General features: G+C 58.5%; 15 protein-coding genes and 1 pseudogene. 8 read left to right on the forward strand and 8 right to left on the reverse strand.

What is annotated here, in order from left to right; translation table 11 throughout:
* From BSG20_RS28110 to BSG20_RS28120, 3 genes and pseudogenes are all read left to right on the forward strand, one after another.
* Positions 1-230: transposase (locus BSG20_RS28110; RefSeq protein WP_177309901.1), on the forward strand; the 230-nt coding region annotated here is incomplete at its 5' end.
* A 164-nt stretch (positions 231-394) separates the two neighbouring features.
* Positions 395-1,393: a glycine betaine ABC transporter substrate-binding protein gene (locus tag BSG20_RS28115; protein WP_072380741.1), complete on the forward strand. Its 999-nt coding sequence runs from the start codon at positions 395-397 to the stop codon at positions 1,391-1,393.
* Between the two features lie 59 nt (positions 1,394-1,452).
* Positions 1,453-1,746, forward strand: a pseudogene (locus BSG20_RS28120) (hypothetical protein); the annotation flags it as partial.
* Between the two features lie 7 nt (positions 1,747-1,753).
* Here the strand turns inward: BSG20_RS28120 and BSG20_RS28125 are convergent.
* The gene (locus tag BSG20_RS28125; RefSeq protein ID WP_072380743.1) at positions 1,754-1,909 is read right to left on the reverse strand and encodes an entericidin domain-containing protein; all 156 of its coding nucleotides are present in this window, start codon (positions 1,907-1,909) and stop codon (positions 1,754-1,756) included.
* A 92-nt stretch (positions 1,910-2,001) separates the two neighbouring features.
* Positions 2,002-2,943, reverse strand: coding sequence for a LysR family transcriptional regulator (locus BSG20_RS28130; protein ID WP_420884130.1), 942 nt, complete (start codon positions 2,941-2,943; stop codon positions 2,002-2,004).
* A gap of 321 nt (positions 2,944-3,264) precedes the next feature.
* Here BSG20_RS28130 and BSG20_RS28135 point away from each other — a divergent pair, with 321 nt between their 5' ends.
* The 3 genes from BSG20_RS28135 (at position 3,265) to BSG20_RS28145 (ending at position 5,956) form a co-directional block, all read left to right on the forward strand.
* Positions 3,265-4,071, forward strand: a complete 807-nt coding sequence (locus BSG20_RS28135; RefSeq protein ID WP_072380663.1) for a class I SAM-dependent methyltransferase — start codon at positions 3,265-3,267, stop codon at positions 4,069-4,071.
* Positions 4,072-4,390: 319 nt separating this feature from the next.
* Positions 4,391-4,618 (forward strand): hypothetical protein, encoded by a 228-nt coding sequence (locus BSG20_RS28140; protein WP_072380665.1) that lies wholly within the window; start codon positions 4,391-4,393, stop codon positions 4,616-4,618.
* A 183-nt stretch (positions 4,619-4,801) separates the two neighbouring features.
* The gene (locus tag BSG20_RS28145) at positions 4,802-5,956 is read left to right on the forward strand and encodes a glycosyltransferase (protein WP_072380667.1); all 1,155 of its coding nucleotides are present in this window, start codon (positions 4,802-4,804) and stop codon (positions 5,954-5,956) included.
* A gap of 219 nt (positions 5,957-6,175) precedes the next feature.
* Here the strand turns inward: BSG20_RS28145 and BSG20_RS28150 are convergent, their stop codons facing one another.
* The gene (locus tag BSG20_RS28150) at positions 6,176-8,368 is read right to left on the reverse strand and encodes a putative bifunctional diguanylate cyclase/phosphodiesterase (protein WP_072380669.1); all 2,193 of its coding nucleotides are present in this window, start codon (positions 8,366-8,368) and stop codon (positions 6,176-6,178) included.
* A 319-nt stretch (positions 8,369-8,687) separates the two neighbouring features.
* On the opposite strand from BSG20_RS28150, the gene BSG20_RS28155 reads away from it, so the two are divergent.
* The gene (locus BSG20_RS28155; RefSeq protein WP_072380671.1) at positions 8,688-8,885 is read left to right on the forward strand and encodes a hypothetical protein; all 198 of its coding nucleotides are present in this window, start codon (positions 8,688-8,690) and stop codon (positions 8,883-8,885) included.
* 296 nt (positions 8,886-9,181) lie between these two features.
* Entirely contained in the window at positions 9,182-10,201 is a 1,020-nt protein-coding gene (locus tag BSG20_RS28160) for a GlxA family transcriptional regulator (RefSeq protein WP_007788400.1), read from the forward strand.
* A 14-nt stretch (positions 10,202-10,215) separates the two neighbouring features.
* On the opposite strand, the gene BSG20_RS28165 is transcribed toward BSG20_RS28160, so the two are convergent.
* The 5 genes from BSG20_RS28165 to BSG20_RS28185 form a co-directional block, all read right to left on the reverse strand.
* Entirely contained in the window at positions 10,216-11,547 is a 1,332-nt protein-coding gene (locus BSG20_RS28165) for a diguanylate cyclase (RefSeq protein ID WP_072380673.1), read from the reverse strand.
* 184 nt (positions 11,548-11,731) lie between these two features.
* Complete coding sequence (locus BSG20_RS28170) at positions 11,732-12,562, reverse strand: response regulator (protein ID WP_024314078.1); 831 nt, start codon at positions 12,560-12,562, stop codon at positions 11,732-11,734.
* 146 nt (positions 12,563-12,708) lie between these two features.
* Complete coding sequence (locus BSG20_RS28175; protein ID WP_072380675.1) at positions 12,709-15,222, reverse strand: GcvT family protein; 2,514 nt, start codon at positions 15,220-15,222, stop codon at positions 12,709-12,711.
* Between the two features lie 207 nt (positions 15,223-15,429).
* Complete coding sequence (locus BSG20_RS28180) at positions 15,430-15,693, reverse strand: hypothetical protein (RefSeq protein WP_037123745.1); 264 nt, start codon at positions 15,691-15,693, stop codon at positions 15,430-15,432.
* Positions 15,694-15,814: 121 nt separating this feature from the next.
* Entirely contained in the window at positions 15,815-18,361 is a 2,547-nt protein-coding gene (locus tag BSG20_RS28185; RefSeq protein ID WP_072380677.1) for a mechanosensitive ion channel family protein, read from the reverse strand.
* Positions 18,362-18,417 lie beyond the last annotated feature (56 nt).

Consider the following 18,417-nt stretch of genomic DNA (forward strand, 5'->3'; position numbering starts at 1 on the left):
CGGCCGCGGCGACATTGAAACAACTCGCGGCGGCCATTAAAGCGCGTTGGGTCTGCGAGCAGGCTCATCAGCAGATGAAGGAAGAACTCGGCCTCGATCACTTCGAAGGCCGATCATGGCAAGGCCTCCATCGACACGCACTGATGACGATGATCGCTTATGCCTTCCTGCAGCATCAGCGCCTATCCAAGGCAAAGCGGGAAAAAAAGGAACAGGCCCGGCCCGCCTAAACCAACGCTGCCAGCTATCCGGCGCGCCGTCATAGCCGCGCTCTCAAACCACCATCCACCACAACGATGTCCACACTGCCGTATCAGGTTCCAAATGACCCCAAAATCAATTCTGCCAAAGTAGTGCTAGGTTGTGGCCGCGGCAGCAAGAATGGGAGCGCAAGATGAGACTTCTCTGCACGTCAATCCTGCTCGCCGCGGGAGTTTGTGCAGCCGCCGCGACTGCGCAGGCTGCCGAATGCGGCAACGTTACCGTTGCTGAAATGAAATGGGCTTCGGCCGGCATTGCCGCCAACTTCGATAAATTCATTCTCGAGAAGGGTTACGGCTGCTCGGTTAGGATCGTCCCGGGCGACACGATACCGACGTTCCTGTCGATGAACGGAAAAGGTGAGCCGGATATCGCTTCCGAGTTCTGGATCAACTCGGTGCGTACCGAACTCGATAGCGCGGTCAAGGAAGGCAAGCTGATCCAGGCGGCTGAAATCCTCTCGGAGGGCGCTGTCGAGGGCTGGTGGATTCCGAAATTCATCGCCGATGCCAATCCGGATATCCGCAGCGTAGAGGATGCCCTCAAGCACCCTGAACTCTTCCCGGCGCCGGGCAATTCATCACAGGGCGCGGTCTATAGTTGTCCCGTCGGCTGGAGTTGCCAGATTTCCACGTCAAATCTGTTCCGTGCGCTGGGCGCCGAGAGGGACGGGTTTCAGCTTATCGAAACCGGCAGCCCGCAGGACCTCGATGATTCCATCGCGGATGCATTCCAGAAAAAAACCGGCTGGCTTGGCTACTACTGGGCCCCGACCGCCATCCTCGGAAAATACGACATGACGCGCCTGAGCTTCGGCGTGGCTCATGACAAGGCCGAATGGGACAAATGCACATCGGTCCCCGGCTGCGCTCGGCCGCAGGTGAATTCCTATCCCGTCTCCCGGGCTTACACGATCGTGACTAAAGCCTTCGCCGAGCGAGCCGGACCGGCCATGGATTACCTGAAGCTCCGCTCCTGGGACAACACGACGATCAACGAAGTGCTTGCCTGGCAGGATGAGAACCACAAGAGCAACGAGGACGCCGCGATCTACTTCCTCCAGAATTATGCCGCCCTGTGGACCAAATGGGTTCCCGCCGATGTCGTCCAGAAGGTCAAGGCTGGGCTTTAAGGCGAGCAAGGCAATCCCTCGCCTGCCGATGCGTCTTTCTCGATAGGACCTCGCACGGCCTTGACGAACAGGCGAAATCCCACGTCGTCCTGCTGATGGAGAATGCGGCACAGGACGAGAACGTCATCGATGGTCTTTACCGCCACCTGAACAACGCGGCGAGCTCACGGTTTGTGAACACGCTGAAACTCGAGAATCTTGGGAAATGGATTGGCGAGGCGGCGCCGGCCCGCTTGCAGATTCGTCTCATGGAGGCCGCGAAATCAAGCCAGGATCCGGCCTATGTGGCGTTGCGGGCCGGGCTTTTGCGTACCGGCGGGCTGGAAAAGGCCTACCCGCCGGCAGCGATCTGATGGCGTATTACCGCGTCGCCGCGCGGCCGACCGAACGGCCCGCATCCTGAGTCGCGTTCACGGCATTTGCCGTATCGCGACCGATGCCGCGGATCGTATTCCCACACGAGGAAAGCACGAGCAGAATTGCGAGGGCGGAGCCGATTTTGGCCATTGTAATCATTGCGAAATCCTCTTTCTCAACCATCCAGGGCGCGGCGACAGCCGCCGTGCGCGTTAAACGCCGAAGGAAGAAAAGAGGTCACCGCAAACTTGTCAAGCAGCAACGGCCTTGGCTTTTTCCGCAAAGGCAAAGCGGATGCTTTCAGCCACTGCCCGCATCGGGCCATTCATCTGCGACGCAGTGAGGAGCCTGATGTCGAAGGAGCCGAGTTCAGGCAACCCCTCCTGCACGCCGAGGATTGTCATCTCATCGGTGACATAGGAGCGCGGCAACGGTGCGATCGCCAGGTCGGAAACCACCGCCGCTCGCTGGGCCATCGTGTGGCCGCTGAGGAAGGCGACACGATAACCGCGCTTCATGCGCTCAAGTTGAGACAGTGCCTCGGAGCGCCAGATGCAGCCATCCTCCCAGATCGAGATCGGCAGCGGATCGCGGCGGTGCGCCGTACCGCACTTGGCGCCGGCCCATATCAGCCGCTCGCGAAAAACGATCTCGCCATCCGTCGGCAGGGGACGCGTCGCGCAATTGATCAGTGCCAGGTCCAGCCGCTGCTCTTCCATGCGCTTCTTGAGGCCGATGCTCATGTCGATGGTGACATCGACCATGATGCTCGGGAAACTCTCGGCGAAGCTTTTCAGGATGCTCGGCAGCAGTCGTTCGCCGATATCCTCCGGTGCGCCAAGCCGCACGACGCCGCTGAGCTCGGGCATAATGAATCGCGAAACCGCCTCGTTCGACAAAGCAAGCATGTTTCGCGCATAGGAAAGCAGCAGTTCGCCATGCTGGGTCAGGCTGACCGACCGCGCATCCCGCAGGAAGAGCGTGGCACCGAGCTGTTCCTCCAGCTTCTTGATCTGCATGGAGACGGCCGATGGTGTCCGATAGACAGCCTCGGCGGCCGTGGAAAAATTGCCGGTCTCTGCGATGGCAACAAACGTGCGCAGCACGTCGTTATCAAGCAAGGGAATGGGACGGCGAAAGGGAATGCTCATCGTCGCATCTTTCAATTTTTCTGAATTTGAATTCCCTATCATTTTGTTTGATTGAAAGTCAACCGGGCAATACCCTTCGATCGTAGCGGCTAGTACTGATGAAAGGAGGCCGCGATGAGCACTCTCAATGCAATCTTCGACATCTTCTACGCATTCAGATCGCGTCAGATCACACGTCAGGCACGCAATCGAACGCGAGATCAGTTGGCGCGACTGCCGAGACATCTCGCCGATGACCTCGGTCTGCGAGCTTTGGGTATGACACCCCCTTGCTGAGGAGGCAGCTTATATCCTTGCACCTTCAAAGACGCGGTGAAAGGTTCTAATATACGCTCCGGGGCGCGGCTACGGAGCGGAACGACCATGGCGATGAATGACGCGTGTTTCCAAGGTGATATCCCTGCAGCCTATGATCGGTACCTGGTGCCGATCCTGTTTGACCCTTATGCGGCCGATCTGGCGCAGCGCTTGGCGCTGCTTCATCCGCACCGCGTTCTCGAAGTCGCAGCGGGGTCCGGCGCCCTGACGCGTGCGATATCGTCGGCGCTTCCGCACGCCGAAATCATCGCCACCGATTTGAACCAGGCCATGCTGGATGTCGCCGCGTTGAGACATTCCGGAGGGCATGTCGCATGGCGACAGGCCGACGCGTTGAGCCTGCCCTTCCCCGATCAGATCTTTGACGCTGTCACAAGCCAGTTCGGCGTCATGTTCTTTCCCGACAAGCACCGCGCCTACCGCGAAATCCTGCGCGTGCTGAGGCCGAAGGGGACGCTCCTCTTCAACACCTGGGACGCCGTCGAGAACAACGATTTCGCAAAGGCTGTCAAGGCCGCGACGGATGCACTGTTTCCAGACGATCCGCCGGATTTCTTCCGGCGGACACCGCACGGCTACTTTGATGCCGAGGCTATCCTATCTGAAATCGAGCGGGCCGGCTTCCGCTCGGCGACCTTTGCAAAGGTCGAAAAGACTGCCCGTGCATCCTCGGCAAGGGACGCGGCGACCGCCTTCTGCAAGGGCAGTCCGCTCCGCATGGAAATCGAAGCACGCGAACCGAAGGTCGATGTCCTGGCACGAGTAACCGAGATCCTTGAACAGATCTTTGGAAAAGGTCCGATCGAAGGCCGGATGTCGGCGCTCGTGTTCACCGCCGAGGCGCGAGGCTAGACCTGACAAGCTCTCACCCCGCTCTTTCCCTGGCACCAAAACGACCGCCTATCGTCGACAACGCACCGATGGGCCGTGTCCTGGAACATTCAACGCTGAGCGGCGTTCTTTCTATGCAACGCAACCCTTTGTCGTTGCACCGGCTGCATGTCCCTCAACTGCAGTCACATAAGCCCGGCGCTGTCCAAACCAGCACCGGGCTCTTCCCGTCATCTCGCGCACGACATTCACCCTTCGGATAATTCAGCATCAACTAAAATAGAACTTGAAATCGCGGCTTCGGAAACGATGATGCTTGCCCTCAGCCAGGAGGGTAGCGATGTCACAGTACCAGGAGACGCGGCGGTTCAAATGCACGGGTGACGCTGGAAATCCCTGCATCGTCATTGAACAGATCAGGGTTGCCGATGAAGCCATCTCCAGCCCTAGAACCGACTACATGACGGTGGATGGCGAGGTCGCCAATCGCCTCGACAGGAAGCACTTTCTGATCTTGATGAAGGGTGAGGTGGTGAAGATTCAGAGGGCTCTGAGGAGAAAACATTGAGCTAGGTCGGTCGGCGTCGGCATCGCAGCAGGCGCCAGACACCTGGTCGGACAGTCCTGCCCATGGGCTTTGACGTCGCCGCCCGGGCAGATGTCATCAGCGCGTCATGTGACGGTGATGTCTTAACGCACCGGGCGCTGAGACTCGTTTTCATTCCGGCGCTGTTCACCGCTGGAATGACTGATGCTGTATATCATTGCCCTCGCCGGTGCCTTACTGGCAGCCAATACCCTCAGCCTTATGATCGCGGGATGGCGGATTCGATCGCGCCAAGACGAAACGCCTAGCGTCCCCGCGCGGCCGCCTGTGTCAGTCGTGGTACCGCTTTGCGGGGTGGAACAGTTTTCGCGAGAGACACTCGAAAGCGCACTGAGCCTGGACTGGCCCGATTACGAAATCATCTTCTGCGTTGCCGACAAGACCGATCCGGTTGTTTGCCTGGCTGAGGAGGCGCTCCGAAAAAAACCGCTGACAAAGGCGAAGATTTTCGTGGGGGATGATCGCATCAGCGCAAATCCGAAACTCAACAATTGCGTCAAGGGCTGGAACGCGGCGTCGCATGGGTGGGTGGTTCTTGCCGATTCCAACGTCTTGATGCCCACGGACTATCTCGCACGCCTGATGGCTGCATGGCGGCCTGATAGCGGGCTTGTCTGCTCTACCCCACTTGGCTCCCGTCCGAACGGATTTTGGGCGGAGGTCGAATGCGCGTTTCTCAACACGCATCAAGCGCGTTGGCAATATGCGGGAGAGGCCCTTGGATTCGGCTTCGCGCAAGGCAAGAGCATGCTATGGCACAAGAAAACCCTCGACGCCCACGGCGGCATCCAAGCACTTGCGGCTGAAATCGCAGAAGATGCCGCCGCTACAAAACTTGTGAACATGATGGGCCTTAAGGTCCATCTCGTCGCCGGGCCGTTCGAGCAGCCCCTGGGAAGAAGAACCTTCCGCGACGTGTGGGCCAGACAGTGCCGTTGGGCGCGGTTGAGACGCGTCACCTTCCTTCATTTCTTCGCGCCGGAAATACTGCTTGGCGTGGTTCCGCCTCTATTTCTATGCATGAGCGCTGCGCTTATTTCCGGGGCCAGTCTTTTCGTAGCAGCCTTCGCGGTTTTATGCGCCGCCTACGCACCAGAACTTATTCTTGCAGCCCGCAAGAATTGGTACCTATCCCCGCTGTCGCTCGTCGCAATGGTCACGCGCGATGCCCTGCTCCCAATCATCTGGTTGAGGAGCTGGATGGCCGGGAGCTTCGATTGGCGCGGAAACAGGATGGTGATCGGATCGCAAGCGTCTCGTCTCGAAGCTGGCGTGGCCGGACCCATTGCAAGCCCGTAGCAACTGCGGGCGCATTCGAGAACTCCTCGTACTCGTCTCGAAGCTGCCCCATCCCAGGTCAGCGGAGCCGAATTTTCAGGGTTTGAGCTCAACTTGGCAAAGGACCGATGAGCCGCTCATCCGCGAAATTGGCACTTGTTGCCGATCGCGCTGTGCGCCACGAACCGCTGGATGGGCGCCCTGTTTGGCTCGCGTGCTTCTCCAGGCGCGCATGTCAACTTATCGCTTCGCCTGCAAATCAATGACATTTGCCCCAACCATCATGTCGAATGCTTCCTTGGGCATGGGCTTCGACAAGAGGTACCCTTGCAGATGATCGCAACCGAGTTCTTTGAGGATGGCGCGCTGCTCTTCGGTCTCCACTCCTTCCGCAGTTGTCTTCAGCCCCTTGGCCCTTGCCAGCCTTATCATCGCCTCGACGATAGCTCGGTTGTCAGCCTCTTGGCTGCCGAAGCCGTCCACGAAGCTTTTGTCGATCTTGATACGATCGACTGCGATATACTGTAGGCGACCGAAGGAGGAGAAGCCCGTGCCAAAATCGTCCAGCGCGAAGCGGACGCCTATGGAGCGAAGTGCCTCGATATTCCGTTGGCATTCCCCTACGCTGTCGAGAAGCGTGCCCTCGGTTATTTCGATCTCCAGCCGTGTCGGGTCGATCCCATGATTGTTCAAAGCCGCAATGACCCTGAGCGCATACGCCTCGCTTCGAAGCTCGACGGGTGAGGCGTTGATCGCAATCTCGAGATCCGGCCAACGCTGGGCCGCCAGGCAGGCCTCCTCAAGAACAAGATCGCCAAGTTGGGCGATGACGCCGCACTCTTCGGCAATAGGAATGAACACTTCCGGGCTGATAAGACCTCTTGAGGGGTGCTTCCATCGAAGGAGCGCCTCGGCGCCAAACAAGGCTCCATTCGGGGCAGCGTAGACCGGCTGAAAATGCACCTCCAGATCTCTGCGATTCTGGACCGCCAGCCGAAGGTCGCATTCAAGTTCGCGGCGGTCTTGGACCAAGTCGTCCATGTGGGGTCCAAAGATCGCAAAGCGGTTCCTACCCGCCGCCTTCGCATTATAGAGAGCGATGTCAGCCTTCCGCGTCATGTCGGATGGATCAACATCAGGTCCGATACCAATCACAACACCAATGCTCGCACCGATGCTGATTGGCGTTCCGTTGATCTCGAACGGACGCCGCATGGATTCGATGACTCGCCTGCACGACTGCGAGATCTGATCGTTCGTGACATCCGTGATGACCGCGGTAAACTCATCGCCTCCGAGCCTGCCAACAACACCGTCCGCAAAAATCTCGCGCAACCTGTCGGCTACGAGCACGAGGAGCTGATCGCCAACAGGATGCCCCAATGTATCATTCACCTGCTTGAAACGATCAAGATCCATGAACAGGACCGCGTTCGACTGGGTCGCGGCGGACCCTGAGATCGCTGTAGCCAAATGCTCAGCAAACTGCGCCCGGTTGGCCAGTCCAGTGAGGGTGTCGTGCCGAGCGAGATGTTCAAGCTCGGCCCTGCTCTGCCGTAGCTTCCGGTTTCGCGCACCAATCATCGCCCCCATTCCTGCCAGCGCGACGAACACGGATAGTCCGACAGCGCTCAAAGCCGGGCGAACTGACTTGGCGACAGCTTCCCCTGGTTCAAAGGGACGCCAGGAGAAGTATCCGAATTCTTTGCCGTCAGCACTTCCAATTGCCGCGAAAGACCGTTTGTCTTGCAGCGCCTTGGTCCAGGCAAAGGTGAGGTCATCAAACTGATATTCGCTCGACATCCCCGTCAGGAAGCTGCCATCGAGATAACGAATGGCAACATGGAAATATATCTCCGAAGGGCTCTGCTTGACGTTCCCGGTGTCAGAGACGATCGGCTTCACGCTGACGATTGCCGGGTGGCTGTTGACGGTTGAGAGATCACTTTCCCCAATACTCAAGACTTGGTCAGAAATCCCGGTGTCGTCACCGTCAACGAGCCTTGCGCGCAGCCGGCCCGCCAACGGCGACACGACATCCCGGACCTGTTGGTACGCTTTCGCCGCATTCGCCTCGTCCGAAGCAAAAACATAGACTGCGCGACCATCCGGAGCGATCACATAAGCGCGGTCGTGCTGAAAGTAGGTGAACATCCACTTGCCGAGGTTCATCTCCATCCAGTCCGCATTGCCGTCGCTGACGTTGCGAACCGCATCGTCCCAGACAGTCGCACTCTCCTGGTCGTGGGCCACCGCCGCCTGCATTTTCGAAACGAGCGTCTCGGCAAGATGCTTTTGACGGTCGGCTGCGATTTTATCGCTCCTTTCGGTGGCAAACTCCAGGACTGCGAAGAGCCCAGTGTAGATCGAGAGCGCAGCGAAAAGAGGAAGAACGAAGAGGAGGAGAAGCGGTCGGAAGCGCGCGTATTTCATACTCAGGAGCCCTTTTTATGGTCCCGGTACTAGCACGCGAACATTAAGGCGCGCTTTCATTGAAACCGGAACTCCAGAATGCAGCGAGCAACCATTGCGGATCCGCTGGCTGCGTTCCCTCTGCATGCATGCCAAACACGGTGCAAATAGGTTGGCTCTCCTCCGACAATAGATGTTTAGACCGGAGCGACCAGCGCGGCCCGCCATCATTCAAAAATACTGATGGTAGTCATAAAATCTATTCGTTTGTTTGATGGGATGGAAACACCCATATTCTAGGCATGAAACAAGCGTCATTCGCCGAGGAAAGGAAAAGGACATGACGACGATCACCGTTAGGCACTCCAAGACGCCTTCAAGCGAAGCCCATCTGCATATTGCCGACTACGCCCGCAAGCTGGTTCGTGCATGGCATCAGTGGCAGGCCGCCCGCGAAATCGAATCCATGCCTTTCGACATGCGCAAGGACATTGGCTGGCCGTCGGCGGATGACGCGGATGAACGCAAGGTTATGTAATGAATCCGACATTCCTCCCCGTGTGAAAGCGGCGCCTCGCATTTGTGCAGCGCCGCTTTCTTCGTCTTTAAGGCCACCTTATTAAACCTTGAATTTCAGACACATATATTTTCCGAAATCGCCTTTTTTGAACTTTTGAAGACAGCGATCGTCATTTGACCTTCGTCAATTTCAACAATGTCGCAAATTTGCTCTTTGCGGCCGCATTTATCCATGAGAATGTCGCTTTCAGGATATCGAAACGACGTATTCCAAGCAACGAATAGTGCATTCGACCTCGAGCACGGATTTGTCTCATGAATAAGATGTCGCATAAGCAACGCTCTCTCGTCTTCTTCATGGTTCCGCAGTTTACGATGCTGCCTTTTTCAGCGGCAATCGATACGCTGCGCATCGCCAATCGTATGCTCGGCTACCAGGCCTACACGTGGCGGCTGACCTCGGTTGACGGGCAAAAGGTCTATTCTTCCTGCGGCATCGGTATCGAGGCAAATACGTCGCTTGCCGACGAGCGCCGCAACCTCGGTGGCGAGCATCGCCCGAGCATGGTGCTGGTCTGTTCCGGCATCGATGTCGAAGACTTCAATAACAAGTCCGTCAGCGCTTGGCTGCGCGAATCCTACAATCGCGGCGTCGCCGTCGGGAGCCTCTGTACGGGCGCACATATCCTCGCCCAGGCGGGGCTGCTGAATGGCAAGCGCTGTGCGATCCATTGGGAAAACCTGCCTGGCTTCTCCGAAGCTTTTCCGCAGGCCGAGGTCTACGCCGATCTCTATGAAGTGGACAGCAATCTCTATACCTGTGCTGGCGGCACTGCTTCGCTGGACATGATGCTGAATTTGATTGGTCAGGATTTCGGCGAAACGCTGGTGAACCGGGTCTGCGAGCAGCATCTGACCGATCGCGTGCGCAGCCCGAACGACCGCCAGCGCCTGCCGCTGCGCGCGCGCCTCGGCGTCCAGAATGCCAAGGTTCTTTCCATCATCGAACTGATGGAGGGCAACCTTTCCGAACCGCTCTCACTTCTGGAGATCGCCGATGGCGTCGATCTGTCGCGCCGGCAGATCGAACGGCTCTTCCGCCAGGAAATGGGGCGCTCGCCGGCCCGCTACTATCTGGAAATAAGGCTGGATCGCGCCCGCCATCTGCTGGTGCAATCGTCCATGCCGGTGGTCGAAGTGGCGGTCGCATGCGGCTTCGTCTCTGCCTCGCATTTTTCTAAGTGTTATCGCGAACTCTACCACCGCTCGCCGCAGCAGGAGCGAGCCGAGCGCAAGATGACGATGGCAACGGCACGCCAGGCCATCGCAGCCTGACAATGGCAAGGCGGCTATTGAGCCGCCTCCTCCGTCATACGCGCGTCGGAATAGACCTGATTGCGACCCTTGTGCTTGGCCATATAGAGAAACTGGTCCGCGGCGTTTAGATAGTTGTCGAAGGTTTCGTAGTCGGAAATTTCGGCAACGCCGATCGACACGGTGACGGAAAGCTCTTCATCATCCGCCGTCACCTTCAGGCGTGAGATGTCCGACCGTATCTCGTCGCACAGCTTGGTCGCGGCAATGGAGTCCATCATCGGGAACAGGATCGCAAACTCTTCGCCGCCGAGGCGCGAAAGCAGATGGTCGCTCCCCTCGAAGATCGCCGCCAGCCTGCCGGCGACCGCCTTCAAGACTTCATCGCCGATTTCATGCCCATAGGTATCGTTCAGCCGCTTGAAGTGATCGATGTCGAGGATCGCAACGGCGCTCGCAGCCTTGTGACGCAGGCAGTCATTCACCAGCTTCGGTCCAAGGTCGTAGAAATAGCGGCGATTGTAGAGCCCCGTCAGATAGTCGCATGCTGCAGCCGCGCGAAGCTGCTTCAACTGTATCAGGGTCTCGACGTTGTTGGCGATCCGGCATTGCAGTTCTTCGGCGACGAACGGCCTGTAGAGAAAATCGGATGCGCCGGCCTTCAGAAAGCTCGCAGAAAGCATGCGATCGCTCGAGGATGAGACCCCGATGATCCGCAGCCTGTCAGAGCCGAAGCGCCGCCGTATCCGCCGTGTCAATTCGTAACCGCTGATGTCGGGCATTTGATGATCAGTGACGACAACCTCGATATCGTCGTAGGCCTCAAGCGCGGCGAAGGCTTCCGGTCCGGATGCGGCTTCGCCGACCATATATTGCTGCGCCTCGAGCAGCCCGACAAGGACCTGGCGCGCGGAAGCGACATCGTCGACCACGAGAACCCGCGTCTTCCGATTCGACAATACCCGTCTGACGCTGGCAACAACGTTATCGAGCGCGAACTCGTTGTCCTTCAGCACATAATCGATGACATTGCGCTCCATGATGCGGTTGCGCGTATCGAGGTCGAACGTGGCGGTGAAGACAATGGTCGGGACAGCAGCCTGTATGGTGCAGTCGAGCGCCTCGCCATAGGGCGCGTCCGGCAGATTGAGGTCGACGATCGCCATGCTGTAATCAGTCGGCGACTGGGCGATTGTCTCTTCGAGCATTTTTAGGGAGGAGCACGGTTTGACGTGCAGCCCCAGTTCGGCATGAAGCCGGTGGCACAGAACGGCGGAGAACATCCGGGAATCTTCAACCAGGAGTAACCACTGGCCACCAAAGCGTGGCCCGGACCCATCCCGATGGAGATCCTCCCGGACAGCCATTCACTCCTATCCCCCAGAAAGCCGCAGCGGTCCGAATCGACCATCTTGTCGGCTTATGTGAAGATAACTCACACAAACACGCCTGAGAAGATATCGAGACTTGGCAATACCGGAAATTGCAGAAATCTCGATCTCAAGGGCGTGAGAGCGCCTCCGCCTACCATCGTCGGGCGGAGGCAGCGCATCAGGCAACGGCACGCTCCTTGCGCATCGACTGGATTTGCAGCAGCGTGTCCAGATTCTGGTTGACGCGGCAATAGAACTCCTCGTCGATAAATGGTCGCAGCATGAAGTCGTTGCCGCCAGCCTTGAGGAAGCGCGCCGACAGCAGCCGGTTCGACGATGACGACACCCCGATGATGCGGAGCTCATGGGAGCCGATGCTGGCGCGGATGCGCCGGGTCAGCTCGAATCCATCAATATCGGGCATGTTGTAGTCGGTGATCATCAAACCGATGTCACGGTTCGCCTTGAGGATCTCGAGAGCCTTGGCGCCGCTGTCGGCTGTGCTGACCCGGAAATTGTAGCGTTTGAGACGGCTTGACAGCAGGGCGCGTGCCGTCGGGCTATCGTCGACGATCAAAACGTGGTGACGATGATTGGTGAGGAATCGGCAGATCGATTCCGCAAGCAGGTCGACGGCGAAGACATTGTCCTTGAGGATGTAGTCGACAATGTCCTTGGCCATCAGCTTGTCGCGCATGCCTTCCTGGAAGGTGCCGGTAAAGACGATGGTTGGGATGCTGAGGTCGACCAGATACTCCAGAGCCTCGCCGTTCTCCGCGCCTGGCAGGTTGATGTTGGAGATGGCGAGCGTGATCGGGTCGGTCGACTTGTCGTAGGACAGCTGCAGCTCTTCGAAACTCCGGCAGATTTCCACATCGATATCGAAGAGCTCCTTCAGCCGCTTGCCGATCATCGACGTAAATACGTTCGAATCCTCCGCCAGAATAATGCGCGCATCAGCAAACATGCCTCCGGAATATTGCATTCCCGAAATACCCAAAAACGCCATTTCCAAACCTTTTGATGAAACTCCTGTCCCCGGTTCAAATCGGTACAATACCCGGTTTGAATAAGTATTAATCGGCCGTGTTCTCTGACCAACAAAAAGGCGGCCACGAGGGCCGCCCTGACATTCTTCAAAACATGCTTAAAAGACTATGCGCGCAGCGCCGCATTGTCTGGATCGAAGGGGCTCTCGCCAACGACAGTGGCGTTATACGTCGTCCCGAGGATCTTGATCTTGAGCTTGGTGCCCTCCTTGGCGTAGTCGGGCCGCAGCATGGCCAGCGCAAGCGAGCGGTTGATGCGGTAGCCGAACGTGCCGTTTGTCGCACGTCCGACAAGCTCGCCAGCCTCGTTGTAGATGGCCTCCGAACCGCGGGCATCGACATCGTTGCCGGTCTCAACAACGAGGGTCGCGAAGTTCCACTTCAGGCCCTTGTCCTTGTAGGCCAGCAGACCGTCGCGGCCGAGGAATTCCTTCTCCGGCTTGATGAAGCGATCAAGCGCCGATTCATAGGCATTGTACTCGATCGACATCTCGCGCGGGATGAGGCGGTAGGACTTTTCGACCGACATCGACAGCATCGCGCGAATACCGAAGGGCTTGATACCGAATTCGGCGCCCGCTTCCATCAACTGATCGAAGATGTAGTTCTGCATCTCGATCGGGTGATGTAACTCCCAGCCAAGCTCGCCGACGAAATTGACGCGCAGCGCATGAGCACTCGCAACGCCAATCGAGATCTCTTTGCCGGAAAGCCACGGGAAGTCCTTGTTCTCAAGGCTCGTGCGTGTGAGTTTCTTGAGGAGGTCACGTGACTTCGGGCCCGCCAGCACAAGCACGCCGAGCCGCTGGGTGATCTGCTGAAGACGAACGGAACCGTCCTTCGGCGCCAGCTTGCGCAGGTAATCGTGGTCGTGCGCCTCGTAGGCGCCTGCGGAGACGAGATAGAAGCGGTTTGGCGCCCATTCGTAGACCGTGAACTCGGCTCGTACGCCGCCGTGGACTGTCAGCATGTGGCAAAGAGCAATGCGGCCGCGCTTCTTCGGGATGGCGTTTGCAAAGATCGATTCGAGCCAGGCGCGCGCTCCAGGGCCGGAGACCTCCATCTTCGCGAAGGCCGACATGTCAAGCACGCCGACATTCTTGCTTACGTTCGTGACTTCGTTGCCGACATGCTCGAAATAGTTCGAGCGACGGAAGGACCACCTTTCGAGGATGCGGCCGTCTTCTTCAGGCGATGAGTGGTTATGGTTGGTAAGGACATCTGCGCCGACGCCGAGCTGATCCTTCGGCAGATCGTAGCCCTCGGGCGCAAACCAATTGGCACGCTCCCACCCGTAGACAGAACCGAAGACGGCGCCCAGCTTCTTCAGACGCTCGTAAACCGGCGTTGTCTTCAGAGGACGCGCAGCCTCCCGCTCTTCGTCTGGATAGTGCATGGTGAAGACGTTCGCGTAGGCCTCTTCGTTCTTGGCGATGAGATATCCTTCGGTTGCGTAAGGGCCGAAACGACGGGGATCGACACCCATCATGTCGACCGTCGGCTCGCCGTCGACGATCCATTCCGCCAACTGCCAACCGGCGCCGCCGGCTGCGGTGATGCCGAAGGAGTGCCCCTCGTTGAGCCAGAAATTGCTGAGGCCCGGTGCGGGACCAACGATCGGGTTACCATCAGGCGTGTAGGCGATGGCGCCGTTGTAGACTTTCTTGATGCCGACTTCACCGAAAGCGGGAACACGGGCGATAGCAGTCTCGATATGCGGCATCAGGCGATCGAGCTCTTCCTGGAAGAGTTCGTATTCGCTCTCGTCCGACGGACCGTTGACATAACAGACCGGTGCGCCGTGCTCATAAGGGCCGAGAATGAGGCCACCATTCTCTTCGCGCATGTACCAGGCGCTGTCGGATTCGCGCAGGACCCCCATCTCCGGCAATCCCTTTGCCTTTCGCTCGAGGATAGCCGGATGCGGCTCGGTGACGATGTACTGGTGTTCGACGGGGATCACGGGGATGTTGATGCCGACCATCTCGCCGGTTTTGCGGGCGAAGTTGCCGGTACAGCTGACGATATGCTCGGCGGTGATCTCGCCCTTGTCGGTCGTCACCTTCCAGAGACCGTCGGGCTGCTGCTCGATCGCTGTGACCGTGGTGTTGCGGTAGATCGTGGCGCCGCGGTCGCGGGCACCCTTGGCGAGCGCCTGCGTCAGGTCGGCCGGCTGGATATAGCCATCGTCCGGATGCTGGATCGCGCCGAGAAGGCCGTCCGTTTCACAAAGCGGCCAGATTTCCTTGACCTGCTCCGGCGTCAGCACGTTGACCTTGATGCCGATCGTTTCGGCGATGCCGGCATAGTACATGTATTCGTCCCAGCGATCCTTGGTGCGCGCCAGGCGGATGTTGGAGACTTGGCTGAAACCGACATTCATGCCCGTTTCCTGCTGAAGCTCCTGATAGAATCGAACGGAGTACTTGTGGATCTGGCCGACCGAGTAGCTCATGTTGAACAGAGGCAGCAGGCCGGCGGCATGCCACGTCGAACCGGAGGTCAGTTCCTTGCGTTCGATCAGGACGACATCGTCCCAGCCCTTTTTGGCAAGGTGATAAAGCGTCGAAACGCCAACGACGCCGCCGCCGATGACCACTGCGCGCGCATGTGTCTTCATGGAGAATTACCCTCTGTTCTACTAACCTGTCCGACGAATGCCGCCGACGGAAATCGCCTTTGCGAACTATGCAGCGACGTCGGGCTTGCCAAATGCCTGTTTACGACATGGGAAAAGCTTGCCGCGACTGCATGCAAATAGGCAAGCCGCAAAAGGCCTTTGACCGAAAATCCGTGGACAGAAATTGCGATCAGAGCGAAAGGTCGTTCACTTTACGACGGCCGATCCCTTGATGATGTCAATCGTTTCACCGCCATCTAGACCGATCCGGTCGCCGTCAGGCGCGGTGATGAAGCAGCCCGACGGGCAGAACGTCTCCGATGCGCCGGGATCGAGCACGAGCTGCATCTTGTTGCCGCCCTCAGTCAGGACGATCACAACAGCCGCGCTGTCGGTGTTGGTAATGGAAGCTGCGTGAGTTTGGCCTGCGGCCACGAGCGAAAGAAGCAGTACGACGGCAAATCTTGCCATACAGTGCGGCGCGGATGATGCGCCCTCCCTTGGAGCGTCTCGGCGCTGCTGCCCCCAGCAACGAAAACCCGATTGCAGACGTTATACGGCGACCGCTCTGAACGATCGCTGAACAACGCCTTTACCCCTTGAGATTGCCATCCGCCGACTTGCCGCGCAACCGGCGCACCGTGCCGGCCTCCGCGTCCAATTCGCTCGTCTCGGAAACGTCCTCGATCTTTGCCGGCGGCTTGCCTGCGTTGGCCGCTGCTCCAACCTGGTCCGGCTGTCGATGGAACACGACGTCGCTTTGCGGAAGAGGTATTTCGATACTTTCCTCCCTGAACCGCTTCAGGATCGCGATGCGGAGATCATTCCTGACTTTCAAGCCGTCACCCATGTCGGCAAGCATGAAGCGCAGCTCGAAGTCCAGCGAATACGGCCCGAAACGGAGGAATTCCACATGCGGCTCAGGATTGCGCAGAACCACGGGCACGGCGTTTACCAGCTCCAGCAGGATGTCCATGACCTTCTGCGGGTCGGAATCATAGCTCACCGAGACTGGAATTTCGGAGCGCCCCATCTTGTTGCGATGGGTCCAGTTGCCAACAGACGCATTGATCAGTTCGGAATTCGGCACGATGATCGACTGCTTGCGGAACGTCTCTATTTCGGTCGCGCGCACGGAAATCCGCTTTACGATACCTTCAGCAGCCCCGGAGACCACGTGGTCGCCAACCTTGAATGGCCGCTCGACCAGCAGGATCAGGCCGGAGACGAAGTTCGACACGATGTTCTGGAGGCCGAAACCGATGCCGACCGACAGTGCAGAGGCGACGAGTGCGAAGCTCGAGAGGTCGATGCCCGCGGCGGAAACGCCGACAATCGTCGCAAGACCAACGCCGAGATAGCCGATACCTGTCTTGACCGAGTTTCGAACGCCAAGGTCGACATGGCTGCGCGCCATGACGTTGCCGTCAAGCCAGCGCTGGATCCAGCGCGTCAGCAGGTAACCACCGGCAAAGAGCAGGATACCGGTCATTATCCCGACCAGCGAGATGCTGATGCCGCCCAGCCTGACCTCCGTGAGAAGGCGATAGGCGATGAGTTGAAGATCCTGGATATGGAAGCCCCACAGGAGCAGTACCAGCGGGATCCCAACCATCAGCGCGATGGCGGAGATGCACATGCCGACCAACAGTCCCGCCTGGTCGATGGCGACCGGACCAAGCTTGAAGCGCCTTTGGAGGAAGCGACCAAGCGATGTCTCGCCGAAGGTTTCGCTGCGCGAAATCGCCCTCCCCGACAGCAGACCAATATAGGTCGTGACGATGATTGCACCGGTAATAATCAACTGTGTCGCGACGAAGCGCGCAAGCCCGACATAGCCGGTCAACGCCGTTATGATCAGACCTGCACCCAGCACGCGCAGAATGATCGCCATGCCGCGCGGCCAATGGCGTCCCGGCGCGTCCGGATCTCCGTTTCGCGCCAGCATCGGTCGGCCGAAAGACGCTGCGATCAGGATGAAACCAATGATCAATGCTGCAATCAGGCTCTTGACGACGGTCAGGACGAGTGGAGACCCCATCGCTTCGCTGATGCTGCCGAAGAGGTAGTCAAGCGCATTGACGACTGCCATAGCAAGCAGGCAGGCGCCGATGGAGCTCGCACCGCGGTTGGAAAGCCTGACAAGACGCCAATGCGGCTCCCTTGGTGCGAACACTGCATTGGTGAAGCGCCTGACGAAGTAAATCAGCCCGATCGATCCGAAGAGCGCGCCGATGATCGGCGCGATATCCGGCCTCAGAACGTTGAAACTATTGAGGAAGAAGTAAGACGTCACCAAGAGGGCAGCAAGCGCAAACGTCCGTATCAGCGTCGACCAGAAAGCGATGGAGAGGCGGTTGATATAAGAGGGCTGCTCGTCCGTCTCCTTACGCTGAAGGTAGCGACCAAAGATGCGGTAGCCGCCAGACAAGAGCACCATTGCCGTCACGAGGGACATGAAGATGGCCGCGAAGAACGCAAAAGCCTTGAACTTCAGAACGAATCCCAGCCAGCTGCTGAGCGCCTGGATGAACTCCGAGCCTTCCCGGACGAAGGCGCGTGCCGCATCGTCGAGAACGGAAAACGAGATGTCGGTACGCCGCAGCAAGGTAGCGGCAAAAAGCTGACGGCGGGTTTCAGCAATGCGGTTGCCGAGCTTACCGATGGAGGCGGACAGGGTTTCGGCATCGCCGGTCACGGCATTGATCTGGGCGCGCTCCGCCGTCAGAGCGTTGCGTTCGGTCGTGACGATCTCCGCCTCCGCCGGCTGACCTTCCTTCGGTGGGTCGCCTAGCTCGGTAAGGCGGCTCTTGATCTGGTCGAGCCGCGGTCTGAGGCCAACGGATATGTTGAGAACCGAGCGGCCAAGTTCGTCGGTCTGTCCAGCGAGAGCCACCAGCGCATCGTCATCGTCGCTCTTCTGCTTGACGGCGTCCTCCAGCGAGACGAGATCTTGCTTTACTTTCTCGATTGCCTTCGCGGCCTGCTCGATTGGATTGTCAGCACCAGACGCCTGCTCGGTCGCTTGTGGCTGTTGCGAAGCCTGCGGTTGCGGCGCCTGCGCGCTGGCAAGGTTCGCGGCGGCGGCCGCCAGCGTTGCAACAAGGAGAATGCGAAGCAAGAGTCGTGTCGGCCGCAAAATATCCCCGCTCGGGTTTGCTGGATCAAATTGGATTCCAGCTTTTCATAAGAAAG

Origin of the sequence: Rhizobium tibeticum, assembly GCF_900110205.1 — a bacterium.
GTDB classification, from domain to species: Bacteria; Pseudomonadota; Alphaproteobacteria; order Rhizobiales; family Rhizobiaceae; genus Rhizobium; species Rhizobium tibeticum.